The following is a 16,527-nucleotide window of genomic DNA, read 5'->3' as shown; positions in this document are numbered from 1 at the left end:
CAACCTCTGTTTCATCTATCTGTCGCACAAGCATGGTAAGAAAGGTACCCAAAGGCGGGTACCTTTCTTGCGCCTGCACCATGTTCAGTTGCTCAGGTTTGCAGTCCCGGCGGCGTCTCTCCGATCATGCCTTGATAAACCGGGACGGGCGTCTCCAGCGCAGCAGGGATCGTCTCAGGGGGCTCAGGCTCCTGAACCGGCGTCGCTTCGAGCAATGCCTCCTGGATGACCTGATCCATGTGCTCCACCAGGATGAAGCGCAGCTTCTTCTTCACATTGGCCGGTACGTCTTCCAGGTCCTTTTTGTTCTCCGCCGGCAAAATGACGGTCGTGCATCCGGCGCGGTTGGCCGCCAGCATCTTCTCTTTGATGCCGCCGACAGGCAACACACGACCGCGCAGGGTGATCTCGCCGGTCATGGCCACCTCCCGGCGAACCGGACGCCGCGTGAGGGCCGATGTAAGGGCTGTAGCGATGGTGATCCCGGCGGAAGGGCCGTCTTTGGGGATGGCGCCTTCAGGAACGTGAATGTGAATGTCTGTGCTCTGATGGAAGTTGTCGGCGATGCCCAACTCGCTGGCGCGGGAGCGCACATAGGTCAGGCCGGCCTGGGCCGATTCCTTCATCACGTCGCCCAGTTTGCCCGTCAAGGCCAAACTGCCTTTGCCCGCCATCAAGGCCACCTCGATGGCCAGGGTGTCACCGCCCGTTTCCGTCCAGGCGAGACCTGTGGCGACGCCCACCTGGGATTCCGCTTCGGCAAGACCATAGCGGTAGCGCGGTATGCCGATGAACGACGGCAGGTTGCTCGCCGAGATGGAGACGCGGCGCTCCGGTTCTTTGACGATCGCCCGGGCGCTTTTGCGGCACAGACCGGCGATCTCCCGTTCCAGGTTCCGCACACCTGCCTCGCGGGTGTACTCGCGAATCAGGCGGCGCACCGTGTTCTCAGAGATCTGAACCTGTTCTTTTTTCAGACCATGTTCTTTCAACTGCTTGGAAATGAGGTGATCGAGGGCGATGCGCGTCTTTTCTTCCTCTGTGTAGCCGGGGATGTAGATGACCTCCATCCGGTCGAGGAGCGGACGGGGGATATTGTGCATGCCATTGGCTGTGGTGATGAACAACACCTTCGAGAGGTCGAAGGGAACCTCGATGAAGTGATCGGAAAAGGTGCTGTTTTGTTCCGGGTCGAGGACCTCAAGGAGCGCCGACGCCGGGTCGCCGCGGAAGTCCATGCTCATCTTGTCGATCTCGTCGAGAAGAAAGACAGGGTTTTTCGATCCCGCCGTGCGCAAGCCCTGGATCAACCGGCCAGGCATCGCCCCCACATAGGTGCGCCGGTGACCGCGAATCTCCGCCTCGTCACGGACGCCGCCCAGGGAGAGACGCACAAACTTGCGCTCCAAGGCCCGGGCGATGGAACGAGCCAGCGACGTTTTGCCCACGCCAGGCGGACCGACGAAACAGATGATAGGGCCCTTCATCTTCTGGGCGAGCTTGCGGATGGCCAGGTACTCGATGATCCGCTCCTTCACCTTGTCGAGTCCGAAATGGTCCTCGTTGAGGATCACCTCGGCCTTGTCGATGTCGAGGCGATCTTTCGTCTGTTTCGCCCAGGGCAGGGCCAGGAGCCACTCGAGGTAGTTGCGGACCACCGTCGCTTCCGCCACCATAGGCGGCATTTTCTCGAGGCGTTCGACCTCGCGCAGCGCCTTTTCCTCGACCTCCTTGGGCAGCTTCGCCTTGGTGATCTTGTCGCGAAGCTCCTCGCCTTCGGCCTGGCGGTCTTCTTTCTCGCCCAGTTCTTTTTGGATGGCCTTGATCTGCTCTCGCAGGTAGTATTCCTTCTGGGTTTTTTCCATCTGTTTGCGGACGCGGACGTTGATCTTGCGCTCCAGTTCGAGGATCTCCATCTCTTTTGCCAGGATCTCCGTCAGGATCTCCAGGCGCTCCGCCACATCCAACGCTTCCAAGAGGCGTTGTTTGTCTTGGGTTTTCAATGTCAGATGGGAGGAGATGATATCGGACAAACGGCCGGGATCTTCCACCGCCACGACAGAAACAAAGGTTTCCGGCGGAATTTTTTTGGAGATTTTCACATATTGCTCAAACTGGTTGATAAGAGAACGCATCAAGGCTTCAATAGCGTTTGTCTTCACATCCGGTTCGATATGCTCGCGCACGCGGACCCGAATGAGCGGTTCCATATCGAGGTATTCGAGAATCTCCCCACGGGCTAAACCTTCGACGAGCACGCGGATGGTTCCGCCAGGGAGTTTGAGTAGTTGTTTGATCTCGGCGATAGCGCCGATCTGATAGATATCTTCGGCGCCGGGTTGATCGGTCTGGGCTTCTTTCTGGGTCGCCAGAAAGATCAGCCGATCCTGGGCCATCGCTTCCTCAATGGAATTGACGGAACGCTCCCGGCCCACATCCAGGTGCACCACCATGTAAGGAAAGACGATTATCCCCCGTAACGGCAAAAGGGGCAATTCCTGTATCGTTTGCCGTATCTTCTTTTCTTCGGCCATCGGGGCAAACACCTCCTACTCTTCTGAAGGGAACCAGAAGATTATCCTCATTTTACTATAATCGGGGAACAAAGCCCAGCGTTTTCCCTCCATGACGCTCACCTTCTCAAGGAGGCGCTACGACGCCGACAGCCGCCGCAGGCAAGAGATCCGCTGAAGGGATGACCGGTGTTTCCGCCACTATCGTGTCGGTCAGAATGGCCTCTGCAAAGACTTGCTCCATCGTATGCAGGGGGATAACGGAAATTCCTGGAATCAACGAGAACCGCTCCAACCAGTTTTCCGCCGGGATCAACACACGGGTGACGCCAGCCAATCGCGCCGCTTCCACCTTCGTAACGACGCCGCCTACCGGTTTCACCTGTCCACGGACAGACAATTCTCCTGTCATGGCCAACCGGTTGTCGATGGGGACCCCCCTAATGGCCGAGTAGATGGCCGTGGCGATGGCGATCCCCGCCGAGGGACCATCGATGGGGGTGCCACCAGGAAAATTGACATGGATATCCCAGTCCTTCGGTTCGATGCCCGTCTGGGCGCGCAGGACCGTGAGGACATTGTCGACAGAGGTTTTGACGAGACTGCGGCGTTTCATCGTCCGTCCGCCCAGCCCTCCCATCTCCTCCTCATCAACGATCCCCGTCAGGGTCAGTGTCCCCGTGCCGGCGCTAACAGGCAGTGTCGTCACCTCGATTTCCATCAAGGCGCCCATGGATGGACCCATCACGGCCAACCCGTTCACGACACCCACCTGGGGCTCAGGGGGAATTTTTTTCTCCGGACGGGGCGCATATTGACCGGAGTGGACGACCCATTCCACATCCTCTGCGGCGAGGACGCCGATGCCGCGGGCGAGGGCGAGGCCGGCGGCGATCTGGACGATATTCACGGCCTCCCGTCCATTGGTGGCGTAGCGGCGGATCACCTCAATGGCCTTTTCGGGGATGGCCATGTCAATCTTCATCGCCGCCCGGTGAGCGACTGTCCCGATTTCCTCCTGGGTCAAGGGACGGAAAAACACCTCCAGACAGCGGCTGCGGATCGCCGAAGGGATCTCTTGGGGAAGTCGCGTCGTCGCGCCGATGAGCCGGAAGTCAGCCGGGAGGCCGTTTTGGAAGATATCGTGGATGTGGCTGGGGATGTTCTGGTCTTCGCTGGAGTAATAGGCGCTTTCCAGGAGCACTTTTCGGTCTTCGAGCACCTTAAGGAGCTTGTTGATCTGGATGGGGTGCAGCTCTCCCACTTCGTCGATGAAGAGCACCCCCCCATGGGCTTTGGTCACTGCGCCTGGTTTGGGTTGTGGGATGCCGGCCATACCTAACGCACCGGCGCCTTGATAAATGGGGTCATGGACAGAGCCGATCAGAGGGTCGGCGATGCCCCGTTCGTCGAAGCGGGCTGTCGCGCCGTCGATTTCGATAAACTTGGCCTGGACGGAGAAGGGAGACAAGGGATTCTTCTTCGCTTCTTCCAACACCAGCCGGGCTGCCGCCGTTTTACCCACGCCGGGCGGGCCATAAATCAGCACATGCTGGGGATTGGGTCCGCAGAGCGCTGCTTTCAGCGCCCGGATGCCGTCATCCTGACCGAGGATCTCCTCAAAGGCCGCTGGACGCGTTTTCTCTGCCAGAGGTTCTGTCAGGACAATACGGCGCAAGGTCTGAAGCTTTTCCATCTCCTTGCGCGACTCGCGCTCCACCGCTGTTTTGGAATGCTGCTGGTTCTTGAGTAGGTGCCAGAAGTACATCCCAATGATAACGATGAAAAAGATCTGGAGGAGGCCCAGCAATCCGCCCAATCCCGACCAAATGTTCACCGCCGTCACTCCATTTCTGTTTTTGCCAATCCCCCATAGTATCCGACAGCGCCCGGTTTTTATGAGACAGAGGCCTGGAAAAACAAAACCTCGGAGGATTATATCCTCCGAGGTTTTGGTCATCGGCGCGTACCGGGTTTGGTTCGAGTCGTCGGGCGCTTGCCTGGGAGCGACGACTCCGGTGATCGCCCTATGGGCGTCTTCTCAGCCGGCTCACCCTGCGCCCCTAAGCCGACTCTTCCTTCTTTTTTTTTCTGTCACTCGTCACCAGCACCGGTTCTTTCTGCTTCAGGATAACTTCCTTGGTCACCGCGCACTTGGTCACATCGGTGCGGGACGGGATGTCAAACATCACGTCAAGCATGACCTCTTCCAGGATAGCCCGTAGACCGCGAGCGCCGGTGTTGCGCTTGATAGCCTCCTGAGCGATCGCCTTCAGGGCGTCATCGGTGAATTCCAGTTGGACCTGATCCAGTTCGAAGAACTTTTGGTACTGTTTGACGAGGGCGTTTTTCGGTTCCGTCAGGATGCGCACCAGGGCGTCCTCGTCAAGGGCGTCCAAGGTGACAATGACGGGAAGGCGTCCGACAAACTCGGGGATTAAGCCAAACTTGAGCAGGTCGACCGGCAGGATATCCCGGAGGGTCTCGCCGATCTTCTTCTCTTGTTTGCCTTTGATTTCAGCGTTGAAGCCCATCGTCTTCTTGCCGACACGGTTCATGATCAGTTTTTCGATGCCGTCGAAGGCGCCGCCGCAGATGAAGAGAATGTTCGTCGTATCCAGTTGAATGAACTCCTGGTGCGGGTGTTTCCGCCCGCCCTGCGGCGGAACAGAAGCCACAGTGCCTTCCAGGATCTTCAACAGGGCCTGTTGCACCCCTTCACCGGAGACATCCCGCGTGATCGAGGGATTCTCCGACTTGCGGGCGATCTTGTCGATCTCGTCGATGTAGACGATGCCCTTTTCCGCTTTCTCCACATCATAATCGGCAGCCTGGATCAGCTTGAGCAGGATGTTCTCCACATCCTCACCCACATAACCGGCTTCCGTCAGGGAGGTCGCATCGGCGATCGCAAAGGGAACATTCAGGATGCGGGCCAACGTTTGGGCGAGCAGCGTTTTGCCGCTGCCGGTGGGTCCCAGCATGACGATGTTCGATTTCTGTAATTCTATGTCGTCGATCTTCGAACCCAGGTTGATCCGCTTGTAGTGGTTGTAGACGGCGACAGACAAGGCCTTTTTCGCCTGCTCCTGCCCAATCACATACTGATCCAGGATCTCGCGGATCTCCTTCGGTTTGGGAACGTCGCCCAGATCGAAGGTGTTTTCATCCTGAAGTTCTTCTTCTATGATCTCGTTACACAACTCGATGCATTCGTCGCAGATGTAGACTCCGGGGCCGGCGACCAGCTTTTTGACCTGATCTTGCAGCTTGCCGCAGAAGGAACACTTCAGTTGACTTTTATCGTCACCGAAACCTTTGTACATATCCTCACCTCTCTGCTACTCATGCCTTGGCCGGCGGCTTAAACTCCATCACCCCGTCGATGATGCCGTAGGCTTTTGCTTCCTCTGCCGACATGAAATAGTCGCGATCCGTATCCCGTTCAATCCGTTCCAATGGCTGACCGGTGCGCTCAGCCAGGATATGGTTGAGCCGGTCTCTTGTTTTCAGAATGTGGCGGGCATGGATCTCGATCTCTGTGGCCTGGCCTTTAACGCCGCCAAGGGGCTGGTGGATCATGATCTCAGCGTTCGGTGAAGCGTAGCGTTTTCCTTTTGCGCCGGCGGTCAGGAGGAAGGCGCCCATAGAGGCGGCCATCCCGACGCAGATTGTCGATACATCACAGCGAATCAGTTGCATCGTGTCATAAATGGCAAAGCCGGACGTGATCGCGCCTCCCGGACTGTTGATGTAGAGGTGGATGTCTTTGTCCGGATCCTCGGCCTCTAAAAAGAGCAACTGGGCGATGATGAGATTGGCAACATTATCGTCAATGGCACTGCCCAGGATAATGATCCGATCCTTCAACAGCCGGGAATAGATATCATACGCCCGTTCACCGCGATTGGATTGCTCGACGACCATTGGAACCAGATGACTCATCCAAGAAACCTCCTCAGGTATACAGTTCAATCTATGTCCGGGAAAGCCGCGCAGTTCGCTTTTTCCCGGATCAACCAGCGATTTCTTTGGCGCTGTCGACAATCAGCTTGATCGCCTTGTCTAAGAGAATGCTCTGCTTCAGCGCGTCGAGTTGGCCACGGGATTCGAGGATTTTGCGGATCTGGGGCGCCGGTTTCCGGTAGTTAGCGGCAATTTCCTCGATCTCTTTGTCCAGTTCTTCATCGGTTACGGACATTCCTTCCGCCTTGGCCACTGCTTCTAAAACAAGTTCCTGTTTAACAACCTTTTCCGCTTCGGGAATGAATTGCGCTTTCAGATCTCTTTCGGTCTGTTTGGTCATGGCGAGGAACTGTTCCAGGCTGACACCCTGGTAGCTCAGGCGCTGACCGTATTCTTCCATCAGTTGGTCGGCGCGGTTGTCGACCATGACTTCGGGGACATCGACTTGGGACGCCGCGACAACCTTATCGACGACCGCTTTTTGCTTGGCCTGTTCACTGGCTTTTTCTGCAGCGCTCAGTAAGTTTTTGCGGATATCTTCTTTTAATTCGTCCAACGTCTCAAAGTCGCTGACGTCTTTGGCAAATTCGTCATCAATAGGGGAGTACTCTTTGCGCTTGAGCTCTTTAATGGTGACTTTGAACACGACGGCTTGGCCCGCCAGTTCCGTCGCATGGTATTGCTCCGGGAAAGTGAGGTTCAGTTCGCGCTCTTCACCGACAGGAACGCCGACCAGGCCGTCCTCAAAGCCGGGGATGAAGCTGTTGCTGCCCAGCTCCAGCGAATGGTTCTCACCTTTGCCGCCTTCGAAAGGCACGCCATCCTTGAAGCCTTCGAAATCGATAACCGCCGTGTCGCCCAGTTGGGCTTCCCCTTCGGTCAGGGTGCTCACCCGCGCATGGCGCTTTTGCATGGTCTCCAGTTGCCGTTGGACATCCTCATCGCTCACTTCAGCCGGTTGAGCTTCCACTTCGACGCCCTTGTATTCACCGAGGGTGACCTCTGGTTTAACGGTAACGACAGCCTTGAAGATCAGCGGCTTGCCTGCCTCGAGCTGGACCACATCGATTTTCGGCTGTTCTACAGGATCAACGTTGTTTTCTTCGATGGCCTGCATGTACGCTTCCGGTACAAGAATCTCCACGGCGTCTTCGAAAAGGACCTCTTTGCCGTAACGCGCTTCCAGAATCTTGCGGGGCGTTTTGCCTTTGCGGAAACCTGGGACGGCAACCTGACGAACCACTTTCTTATAGGCCTTTTCCAGACCCTGTTCAAAGGTTGCCTCATCAATCTCAATCTGCAGCGAAACTTGATTGTTTTCGAGCCGTTCTACTGAAGCCTTCACGTATGTACCCCTCTCATCGATTTGTATCGTAAATTGGCTGTGTTGTTGCCGGATTTGACCCCTACTAGTCTATCCGAAAATTTTAAAAGCATAAGGTTATATTCTACGGCAATCTTGCATTTCCTGCTGTCCCGAAAGGATTCGAACGTAAGCTTTCATATTTTTCCCATATTTTAGGGTTTCATTCTCCCCCTTTTCGTGATCAAAAGTAAAACCTCGGCGACGGATCACCGAGGTAAGCGGTCATGCTGCCGTTTTTTCACAACGGTGGTGCGGGAGAAGGGACTCGAACCCCCACGGTTGCCCGCTGGAACCTAAATCCAGTGCGTCTACCAATTCCGCCACTCCCGCATTTTTCGCTTCTGTATCGTTTAACTCTAGTTCTTGCGCTGACTGTTGTCAAGGAAATTAAGTGGCGCGCCTGGAGGGATTCGAACCCCCGACGCCCTGCTTAGAAGGCAGGTGCTCTATCCAACTGAGCTACAGGCGCTTCTTCTCATGCACGTCAGCATGGTCCCGAACCGATAAGTCGAAAATGGTCGGGGCGACAGGATTTGAACCTGCGGCCCCCTGCTCCCAAAGCAGGTGCGCTACCAAACTGCGCTACGCCCCGATAGCCATGACAATGGATTCGACCTCGTTCTGCGGACATCGATGGATATTATAACATACGATGCACGGGCTGACAAGATGACAAGTCTTTGTTTGTTTTCCAGCTTCTCCCGATCACAGGTTCGGTTGAGTGATCGGTTCCGGCTCGGGGAACAAGAGCACGCGCAGCAGGAAGAACATCTTTTCCATCGCTGACGCGCGGTGGCTGATCTTGTTTTTCAATTCCGCCGGCAGTTCGCCGAAGGTTTTCTCGTACGACGGCAGGTAAAAGAGCGGATCATACCCAAAGCCGCCGTCGCCGCGGCCTTCTGTCGCGATCAATCCGTCGCAGACGCCTTCGGCAAAAAACTTCTGCCCGTCCGGCATGGCCAGGGCGAGCACACAGACAAAGCGCGCCTTCCGCTCTTCCGCTGGAATGTCTTTCAGGAGCGTCAACAGTTTTTCGTTGTTGCGCTTATCATCCTTGTCTTCGCCGGCAAAGCGGGCTGAATAGACGCCGGGCGCTCCGCCCAGCGCGTCCACCGCCAAACCGGAGTCATCGGCCATCGCGGGAATGCCGCAAGCCTTTGCCACCTGTTCGGCTTTCATCAGCGCATTGTCACGGAAGGTATCGCCTGTCTCCTTCAGGTCAGTGATCTGGGGGAAATCGCGCAACGACAGCCACTGGATCGGCAACGCTGGCCTGTGCGCCTGCGTCATGGCTTCAAACTCACGGACCTTCCCCATGTTTTGAGTGGCTAAGATGATCGTAAACATACCGCTTCCCCCTCGCAGGTCCGGCAGACAGTCAGTTCGTTGATTCGCAATCATCGTAATTCGACTTCGTGCCGATTGTCAAGGCATCCCGAAGTGGATGGAGAAAAAGAGCCAGGCGAAGCGCCGGCTCTTTTTTGCCATAGGCGATTATTTGGGCGCTACTTCCGCTAGCGCCTGTTTCTGCGACTCCATCAATTCACGGATGCCTTTTTCCGCCAACCCGATCATGGCGTCCAGTTCATCGCGATCAAAGGGCGTCCCTTCGGCCGTGCCCTGTAACTCAACGAACCGTCCCCCGCCGGTCATGACCACATTCATGTCCACCTCGGCCTTCGAGTCTTCCTCATAGGCCAGGTCCAGCAGGAGTTCGCCCGCTACCTTGCCGACGCTGACAGCCGCCAAGGGCTCCACAATGGGGTCCTTGTGGATCTGTTTATTCTTCAGCAATTTGTCGCAGGCGTCTTTGAGGGCGACAAAGGCGCCGGTGATCGACGCGGTGCGCGTGCCGCCGTCCGCTTGAATGACGTCACAGTCGATCCAAATGGTGCGCTCGCCGAGCCGCTGCAGATCGACGACGGAACGGAGCGCCCGCCCGATCAGCCGTTGGATCTCCATGGTGCGCCCGGAGGCTTTGCCACGGGTGACCTCCCGCTGGGTGCGGCTTCCCGTCGCCCGGGGCAGCATGCCGTACTCGGCGGTCACCCAGCCTTTGCCGGAACCCTTTTGAAAGGGCGGCACCTTCTCCTCCACCGTGGCGGTGCAGATCACCTTCGTGTTGCCGACGGTGATCAACACAGACCCCTCGGGGTGGATCAGGTACTGCCGTTGGATCTGAACCGGACGAAGTTGATCGGCCTGGCGGCCATCAAAACGTGCCATACATCAAAAACTCCTCTCCGGGCGACCGGCGGCGTTTCCACCGCCGGCCCCGCCGGGAGGTGGTTAGGCGCGCTGGTACTGAGCCCGCCCTTGTTCATAGAGGTTGTTGCCTTCGGCGTCGATGCAGACGATAACGGGGAAGTCCTCGACGACCAGTTCGCGAACGGCTTCGGTACCCAAGTCGTCATAAGCGATGACCTTCGCTTGTTTGATGGAACGGGCCATCAACGCGCCGGCGCCGCCGATGGCGACAAAGTAGACGCAACCGTGCTTTTTCATCGCATCGACGACAGCCGGTCCCCGCAGGCCTTTGCCGATCATGCCGGTCAGGCCTTGCTCGATCAGCCGGGGCGAGTATGTGTCCATCCGGTAGGACGAGGTGGGGCCGGCGGAGCCGATCACCTGCCCCGGTTTGGCCGGACAGGGGCCGACAAAGTAAATGACGGCGTCCTTTACATTAAACGGCAGATCTTCCCCACGGTCAAGGGCTTCGACCAAGCGTTTGTGGGCGGCGTCGCGGCCGGTGTAGATGGTGCCGCTGATCAGAACCGTATCGCCGGCTTTCAGTTGGCGCAGGGCCTCCTGCGTCAACGGCGTTGTCAACCGTACAGCTTTCATGATTCCAACTCTCCTTCCCTTCTATGCCGGATTACAGTTCAATTTCGGTGTGACGGGCCACATGGCAGTTGATGTTGACAGCGCAGGGCAAGCCGGCGATGTGGGTCGGGTAGGTCTCTACGTTGACCGTCAGCGCCGTCGTGTTGCCGCCAAGGCCTTGGGGCCCAATGCCGAGATTGTTGATCTTCTCCAGCAGCTCTTTTTCCAAAGCGGCGATGTGCTCTTTCTCGCTGTGGTGGCCGATGTGGCGAAGAAGCGCTTTCTTGGCCAGGAAAGAGGCCTTTTCCATCGTGCCGCCGATGCCGACGCCGACGACGATGGGCGGGCAGGGGTTGGGGCCAGCCTTTTCAACAGCTTCGATGACAAATTTCTTGATCGCCTCAACCCCGTCAGCCGGTTTGAACATCTTCAGTTGGCTCATGTTCTCACTGCCGAAACCTTTAGGCGCCACCATGATGTGCAACTTGTCCCCGGGAACGATATCATAATGGATGACCGCCGGCGTGTTATCGCCCGTGTTGACACGAATCAGGGGATCCTTGACAACAGACTTGCGCAGGTAGCCTTTTTCATAGCCGCGGCGGACGCCTTCATTGATGGCGTCGGTGAGGCCGCCTTCCACGAATACCTCTTGTCCGATCGTGACAAAGACGACAGCCATCCCCGTATCCTGGCAGATGGGGACGATCTCTGTTTCGGCGATGGCGTTGTTCTCCATGATGTGACCGATGATGGTCTTGCCCAAGGGCGATGCTTCCGCGGCGTGGGCTTTTTCGAGCGCTTCTTTCACATCGGCGCCGATCTGGGTGTTGGCTTTGATGCACAGTCCTTCCACAGCCGAAGCGATCTGTTCGAATGTGATGGTACGCAATCCAGGCATCCTCCTTTAATTGATCCTTTTGTGATTTGCTGTTGTATAAATGAAACTGTCCCGATAATGGGACAGTTTCAACGCTGACCCTGGAGCCATTCTTCATCTTGCCAACAGGCTGATACGCTCCGTCGAGGCTGCGATCACTCACCGTTGCTCGCTAATTCGTTGGCCCAACCCATATGATTCAACAGCCGCTCGGAAAAACCTGCCTCATATACGCATTTTTCGTGAAAAAATTCACACACCGCAACCGATGGCCCCATTCAGTTGCGGATGCGCCGGAAGGATCACCTGCACGCCGAGCGCCTCTGCCAACATGGCGCGAATCGCGCCGCTCTGAGCGACGCCGCCGGTAAAGACGACCACGGGGCTGGACAACTCCCGCAGCATCGGCTCAACACGCTTGACAATGGTGCGGTTCACCCCCGCCGCCAGGTGTTCGATGGGGTGACCTTCGATGATCTGCCCAATCAATTCCGACTCGCCGAAGACAGCGCACGTGGACGACAACTCCACCGGGTTGTCTCGGCATTCGCCCAGGGCGGCCACATCCATCGCCAGCACTGTAGCCATATTCTCCAGGTACCGCCCGGAAGATGCGGCACACTTGTCATTGGTGCGAAAATCCACCATCCGCCCCCCGGACACCTTGATCACCTTGCTATCCTGACCACCTAAATCAAGGAGCGTAAAATCAGTGAGCCCCGTCTGAAACACCGCCCCCTTCGTATGGGCCCGCAACTCCGGAATCACCTGACCGCCAGCGATCTTGACCAAATTCCGCCCATACCCCGTAGAGGTGATCGACACACCCGATGGCCAACCCAGCCGCTCATAATCAACGACCAGCTCGCCATCCACCTTGCGGCCATAGTCGCGGTAAAACGACAGCGTATCATAGTATCGATGGTCGACCAACCGACCCTCTTCCATAAACACCGCCTTGACATAGCGGCTACCCAGATCGAGACCGATTTTCACGAAAAACCTCATCCTCCGATAAGCGTGTTACAGACAAGCCGTAAATCATAAATTGCTGGAGTCAGTCTGTCGACATATGAAAACTGCAAAACAGCGAGCAGTCCGGTTGCGCCCTACGCCTATGCTGTCAATCCAGCAGTAATGGTAAGCGAACAAACGCACTAATCCCAGCGAACAATGTTATGAACCTGTAAACTGGCGACAGGGCGCAGTCGGACTGCGAGCGGTTTGAGCGGAGCGGCGTAAGCGAACGAAGCCTGCGAAGCGTTAAGGGCGCCATCATTTACATGCAGAAAAGCCCAGAGGTTTGGCGCCCTAGCGTAGCAGGCGAAGTGAGCAGCCGCGCAGCTCTTAGCAAGCGGTTCGACTGCGCCCTCCGCCTACGCCGCAAATCCAGAAAAGGTGATTCGTAAAGGCGCTACCCGGCGAGCATGTCCAAAAAAGCGTCAATCCGCATCCGGCTCCGCGCATCCAGCGGTCCCGGTCGATCCCCCTCCAGCGTTAACAGGGGCACTCCGGCGCGCTGGCGCAAGATGATATCCTCGATCTGCCGGTAACAAAAACTCTGAGTGTAATGGATGATCCCATCAATGCGCCGCCGCTCAACCTCCCGGTTGATGTCGTCGATCCGGTCAAAAATCGAATAGGGATAGGTGTATCGCCGGTACTGCTCGATGATATCCCCTTCATCAAAAGGCATGGCAAACTGGCGCTGGACCTCATTGAAGACAACCTGCCCGCCCATGCTTTCGATATAGGAATACAAATCCGTCACTATGGGCGGCACCCCCACATAAGCCAGGCGAACCGTCTGCCCAGGGCCGGACGACCCCTTTGCCGGCTCGCCCTCCTGTTTCACCCTTGCCGCAGCGATGATCTGATCCAGGTATGCCTCGTACGCGTCAGGATCACCGTTGAAATCGGAACAACAGACGAGAGCCAGATGATTCGTCTCCCCGTCGATGACGCCGGCTTCCCAGGTCAGGCGATCAATCTCCTGGGCCTTTTTCCGCACCTGATCCAACCGCGTCTTCCACCGGCGAACGGCATCCCACTCCGCCCCCAGGGCTTGGATCAGTTTCTCCATCTGCAGCTTTAACAGATCATAGTCGCGGTCATAAGGAAAAGCGAAGGGGATGACTTTTACACCAGCCACCTGCCACGTCTCCATGAGGGCATGGGTATTGGAGCAATCGCCCTGCGTGACGGCGATCACCTGGCGCAAGCTTTCCTGTTCCAGCAGTGTTGTGTACAGCCCCTTGATCCAGCCGCAGATGTTGCGCGGGTAGCCGGCCTGTTCCGCCCGGTCGACGAACTGTCCCGGCGCGTCACAGGAAATAAAGATGTTGTTCAAATCCACCGGCGTCATACCGGCGGCATAGACGATCTCCACCGGGATCGTCGTCGTTAACGCGATTTTTTCGGCCATCAGCGCGCCCCCGTTCATTCCGCCTCGTGATTAAAAAATCGTGTTTACAAAGAGAGACCCGGCGCACAGGCCGGGGTTCATCGAAGGAGTATCGTTAGACGGAAGGGCTTCAACCAAAAACCACTTTCTGGCCTCGTTCCCTATCCAAAATGCCGTCAAGGCACACATGCCGGGTGTCATTGACCAAGGAAAGACCAAGGAGGGCGCCGCCAACCCGACCAAAAGACTCGGCCTCTCCACTGACATAGAAACGGTGGCGCGGTTTGGGACCGCGGGGATCCCGAACTGGAATGATCCCCTTTTCCATGAGCGCCTTTCCTTGGGCCACCGTTTGGCAGGCCGGATCGATCAGGGTGATCTTCTCCCCGATCGCTTCCCGAATCACCGGCGCCAAAAAGGGATAGTGGGTGCAGCCCAACACGATCGTGTCCACATCCGCTTCCAGCAGCGGGGCCACATATTGCTGGCAAGCCAAGCGCGCTTCCTCGCTGTGATAGCGCCCCGATTCGACCAGAGGCACGAACCTCGGACAGGCCTGGCCGAAAACCCGCATCTCGCGATTGATCTCGGCCACTCGCTCCCGGTGCGCACCCTTGCGGATCGTCGCTTCCGTCGCCAGCACCCCGATCCGTCCATTCCGGGTGAGCCGGACGGCTTCTTCGGCGCCGGGATGGACAACACCGACGACCGGCACAGTGCATCGCTCCCGTATCAGGTCAAGCGCCAGCGATGAACTTGTATTGCAGGCGACCAGAATGAGCTTGGCGCCCTCGTCAACGAGGAAGTCGGTGATCTCCAGGGCAAACCGGATCAACTCGGCCGCAGGCCGAGGACCATAGGGTACATGGGCAGTGTCCGCAAAATAGAGGATTTCCTCCCCTGGCATTTGGCGGAACACCTCGCGCGCCACGGTCAAGCCGCCGACGCCAGAGTCGAATATGCCAATAGGCTGGCAACGTTTCAAACTATCTCACTCCTAGCCAAAGTGGCCACAAAAGCCCGAACAAGGGGCAACAGACCTTTAAACCATAACATAGAATATTCCCGCTGAAAAGAAAGGTTCTCCGCCTCAGGGTTGTTCAACGAAGCGCTGCAAACCGTCGGCAATGGCTGTCGCCGCCTTGGCTCGGACTGCATCCTGATTGAGCAGATTCTCTTCCTCAGGGTTGGAGATAAACATCAATTCCACCAAAACCGCCGGCATGTTTGTTTCTCGCAGCACGGCGAAGTTGGCGCCTTTGATGCCAATGTCGCGGCGACCCAGGGCCGCCACCAGCGATTGCTGGATCATGCCGGCCATTCGCATGCGCGTCCCTTCCCCCGGACGAGCGTCATCGTCTTTGTAAAAATAATAGGTTGTTGTGCCGCTCGTATCCGGCACAGTATGGGAGTTGCAATGAATGCTGACGTACAGATCGGCCTTGGCTTTGTTGGCCATGTCGGCCCGGTATGAGAGGTCACTTTCAGAGCGAATCAACTGTTCCGCCGTCCAGGTCATGATCACATTGACCCCTCGCGCTTTCAAGGTGTCAGCGAGACGACGGCCCACATCGAGGGTGACGTCCTTTTCATGACTCCCCTGAGGGCCGGAAGCGCCCTGATCCACTACATTCCAATTCAGATTGACGTTTCCGTGTCCGGGATCGATGACGATCGTCTTACCTGCCAGGAGATCCGCCACCGGACGCGTCGAAACTGTCCCTGAGACGCCACGGCTCGGCTCAGACCCATTGACACCTGCGACAACACCTGTTGTTCCTGTAGCAGGCGCCTGGGCGGAGAACAACCACGATGCCGACCAACCGACCGATTGACCCTTTTGGGCCAATTGATACCAGCCATCCTGCACCTGCAGCAGATCAAAGCTTTCTCCGGCAGAAGCGGTTCGCGCCACATCATATGTCATCCCAGGGCCGTTGCGGATATTGGCAGGCGATAGGGCTGTCGCTTTCCAGGCGCGCAGATCCTTCTGGAGCATCGGCTTTTGGGCCGGTTGATATGCAGAGGATGAACCCGCTGGGGAAGACCCAGCGCCGGCAGGCGTTGTCGGCTTTGATGGGGGATTGTTGGCCGGCGTCGCCGCCGCTGTGGGCTGAGACGACGGATTAAAGACCGGCGCCGCCGGTTGCTTAGTGAGCAGCCAGTCGGCGATCCAACCTGCACGGCCATCGGGAAGAGTAACCAGGGTCCACCCGCTCCGCCCCTCCCCGGAGGGGAGCATTTGTCCCTTCGTCACGGTCGTTATAATATCATAGCCTGTCCCCGGTCCGGTGCGAACATTGACGACCTGCCCTTCGACCACGACCGTAGCCGTGGACTGGCGGTTTACGACCCCATTGAACGTCCCCGCGGCTGGCGCTGCCGACGCTGTTGCAGGGGAGAGCAGCAAGGCGCTCATCGTCAACGTTACGAGACAGGATGCAATCGATTTCTTAAGCGCTTCTTTCATGCTTCCTCCAAGTTTTACTCAAGAATCCTCTTCCCGTATTGTAAAACGTTTTCCCCCCCCTGCCCAGCCTTTCGGCATATTATCTGAGAAGTTTGTCGATTGAGA

13 protein-coding genes and 3 tRNA genes are annotated in these 16,527 nt (G+C 57.2%); all 16 read right to left on the bottom strand.

Annotation, left to right across the window (positions count from 1 at the left end):
• Positions 1 to 92: 92 nt before the first annotated feature.
• The 16 genes from lon to GTO89_RS00940 all read right to left on the bottom strand — a co-directional run bounded on the left by lon (position 93) and on the right by GTO89_RS00940 (position 16,422).
• Entirely contained in the window at positions 93 to 2,534 is a 2,442-nt protein-coding gene (gene lon / locus GTO89_RS01015; RefSeq protein ID WP_161260192.1) for an endopeptidase La, read from the bottom strand.
• A 106-nt stretch (positions 2,535 to 2,640) separates the two neighbouring features.
• Entirely contained in the window at positions 2,641 to 4,350 is a 1,710-nt protein-coding gene (gene lonB / locus GTO89_RS01010; RefSeq protein WP_328793837.1) for an ATP-dependent protease LonB, read from the bottom strand.
• Between the two features lie 226 nt (positions 4,351 to 4,576).
• Entirely contained in the window at positions 4,577 to 5,839 is a 1,263-nt protein-coding gene (clpX, locus tag GTO89_RS01005) for an ATP-dependent Clp protease ATP-binding subunit ClpX (protein WP_161260191.1), read from the bottom strand.
• Between the two features lie 19 nt (positions 5,840 to 5,858).
• Positions 5,859 to 6,458 (bottom strand): ATP-dependent Clp endopeptidase proteolytic subunit ClpP, encoded by a 600-nt coding sequence (gene clpP, locus GTO89_RS01000; protein ID WP_161260190.1) that lies wholly within the window; start codon positions 6,456 to 6,458, stop codon positions 5,859 to 5,861.
• Positions 6,459 to 6,528: 70 nt separating this feature from the next.
• Positions 6,529 to 7,824: a trigger factor gene (gene tig, locus GTO89_RS00995; protein WP_161260189.1), complete on the bottom strand. Its 1,296-nt coding sequence runs from the start codon at positions 7,822 to 7,824 to the stop codon at positions 6,529 to 6,531.
• A gap of 268 nt (positions 7,825 to 8,092) precedes the next feature.
• A tRNA-Leu gene (locus GTO89_RS00990) sits at positions 8,093 to 8,175 on the bottom strand.
• Between the two features lie 62 nt (positions 8,176 to 8,237).
• Positions 8,238 to 8,314, bottom strand: a tRNA-Arg gene (locus GTO89_RS00985).
• Positions 8,315 to 8,360: 46 nt separating this feature from the next.
• Positions 8,361 to 8,437 (bottom strand) — tRNA-Pro (locus GTO89_RS00980).
• 113 nt (positions 8,438 to 8,550) lie between these two features.
• Complete coding sequence (locus GTO89_RS00975; protein ID WP_161260188.1) at positions 8,551 to 9,192, bottom strand: XTP/dITP diphosphatase; 642 nt, start codon at positions 9,190 to 9,192, stop codon at positions 8,551 to 8,553.
• A 147-nt stretch (positions 9,193 to 9,339) separates the two neighbouring features.
• Positions 9,340 to 10,071, bottom strand: coding sequence for a ribonuclease PH (gene rph / locus GTO89_RS00970; protein WP_161260187.1), 732 nt, complete (start codon positions 10,069 to 10,071; stop codon positions 9,340 to 9,342).
• Between the two features lie 63 nt (positions 10,072 to 10,134).
• Positions 10,135 to 10,689, bottom strand: a complete 555-nt coding sequence (locus GTO89_RS00965; protein ID WP_161260186.1) for a Fe-S-containing hydro-lyase — start codon at positions 10,687 to 10,689, stop codon at positions 10,135 to 10,137.
• A 31-nt stretch (positions 10,690 to 10,720) separates the two neighbouring features.
• Positions 10,721 to 11,560: a fumarate hydratase gene (locus GTO89_RS00960; protein WP_407929479.1), complete on the bottom strand. Its 840-nt coding sequence runs from the start codon at positions 11,558 to 11,560 to the stop codon at positions 10,721 to 10,723.
• 240 nt (positions 11,561 to 11,800) lie between these two features.
• Positions 11,801 to 12,556 (bottom strand): acyl-CoA dehydratase activase, encoded by a 756-nt coding sequence (locus GTO89_RS00955; protein WP_170294307.1) that lies wholly within the window; start codon positions 12,554 to 12,556, stop codon positions 11,801 to 11,803.
• A gap of 406 nt (positions 12,557 to 12,962) precedes the next feature.
• Complete coding sequence (locus tag GTO89_RS00950; protein ID WP_161260183.1) at positions 12,963 to 13,973, bottom strand: 2-hydroxyacyl-CoA dehydratase family protein; 1,011 nt, start codon at positions 13,971 to 13,973, stop codon at positions 12,963 to 12,965.
• 109 nt (positions 13,974 to 14,082) lie between these two features.
• On the bottom strand, positions 14,083 to 14,937 hold the full coding sequence (gene murI / locus GTO89_RS00945; RefSeq protein WP_161260182.1) for a glutamate racemase: 855 nt from the start codon (positions 14,935 to 14,937) through the stop codon (positions 14,083 to 14,085).
• Between the two features lie 105 nt (positions 14,938 to 15,042).
• Positions 15,043 to 16,422: an N-acetylmuramoyl-L-alanine amidase gene (locus GTO89_RS00940; RefSeq protein ID WP_161260181.1), complete on the bottom strand. Its 1,380-nt coding sequence runs from the start codon at positions 16,420 to 16,422 to the stop codon at positions 15,043 to 15,045.
• Positions 16,423 to 16,527 lie beyond the last annotated feature (105 nt).

The sequence above is a fragment of the Heliomicrobium gestii genome, assembly GCF_009877435.1.
GTDB classification, from domain to species: Bacteria; Bacillota; Desulfitobacteriia; order Heliobacteriales; family Heliobacteriaceae; genus Heliomicrobium; species Heliomicrobium gestii.
This window is presented reverse-complemented; position numbering and strand designations above follow the sequence as displayed.

Excerpts from the sequence above, each read along its gene's own strand:
- lon (WP_161260192.1), bottom strand. The coding sequence starts at position 2,534 with ATGGCCGAAGAAAAGAAGATACGGCAAACGATACAGGAATTGCCCCTT.
- clpX (WP_161260191.1), bottom strand. The coding sequence starts at position 5,839 with ATGTACAAAGGTTTCGGTGACGATAAAAGTCAACTGAAGTGTTCCTTC.
- clpP (WP_161260190.1), bottom strand. The coding sequence starts at position 6,458 with ATGAGTCATCTGGTTCCAATGGTCGTCGAGCAATCCAATCGCGGTGAA.
- GTO89_RS00975 (WP_161260188.1), bottom strand. The coding sequence starts at position 9,192 with ATGTTTACGATCATCTTAGCCACTCAAAACATGGGGAAGGTCCGTGAG.
- rph (WP_161260187.1), bottom strand. The coding sequence starts at position 10,071 with ATGGCACGTTTTGATGGCCGCCAGGCCGATCAACTTCGTCCGGTTCAG.
- GTO89_RS00965 (WP_161260186.1), bottom strand. The coding sequence starts at position 10,689 with ATGAAAGCTGTACGGTTGACAACGCCGTTGACGCAGGAGGCCCTGCGC.
- GTO89_RS00955 (WP_170294307.1), bottom strand. The coding sequence starts at position 12,556 with ATGAGGTTTTTCGTGAAAATCGGTCTCGATCTGGGTAGCCGCTATGTC.
- GTO89_RS00950 (WP_161260183.1), bottom strand. The coding sequence starts at position 13,973 with ATGGCCGAAAAAATCGCGTTAACGACGACGATCCCGGTGGAGATCGTC.
- GTO89_RS00940 (WP_161260181.1), bottom strand. The coding sequence starts at position 16,422 with ATGAAAGAAGCGCTTAAGAAATCGATTGCATCCTGTCTCGTAACGTTG.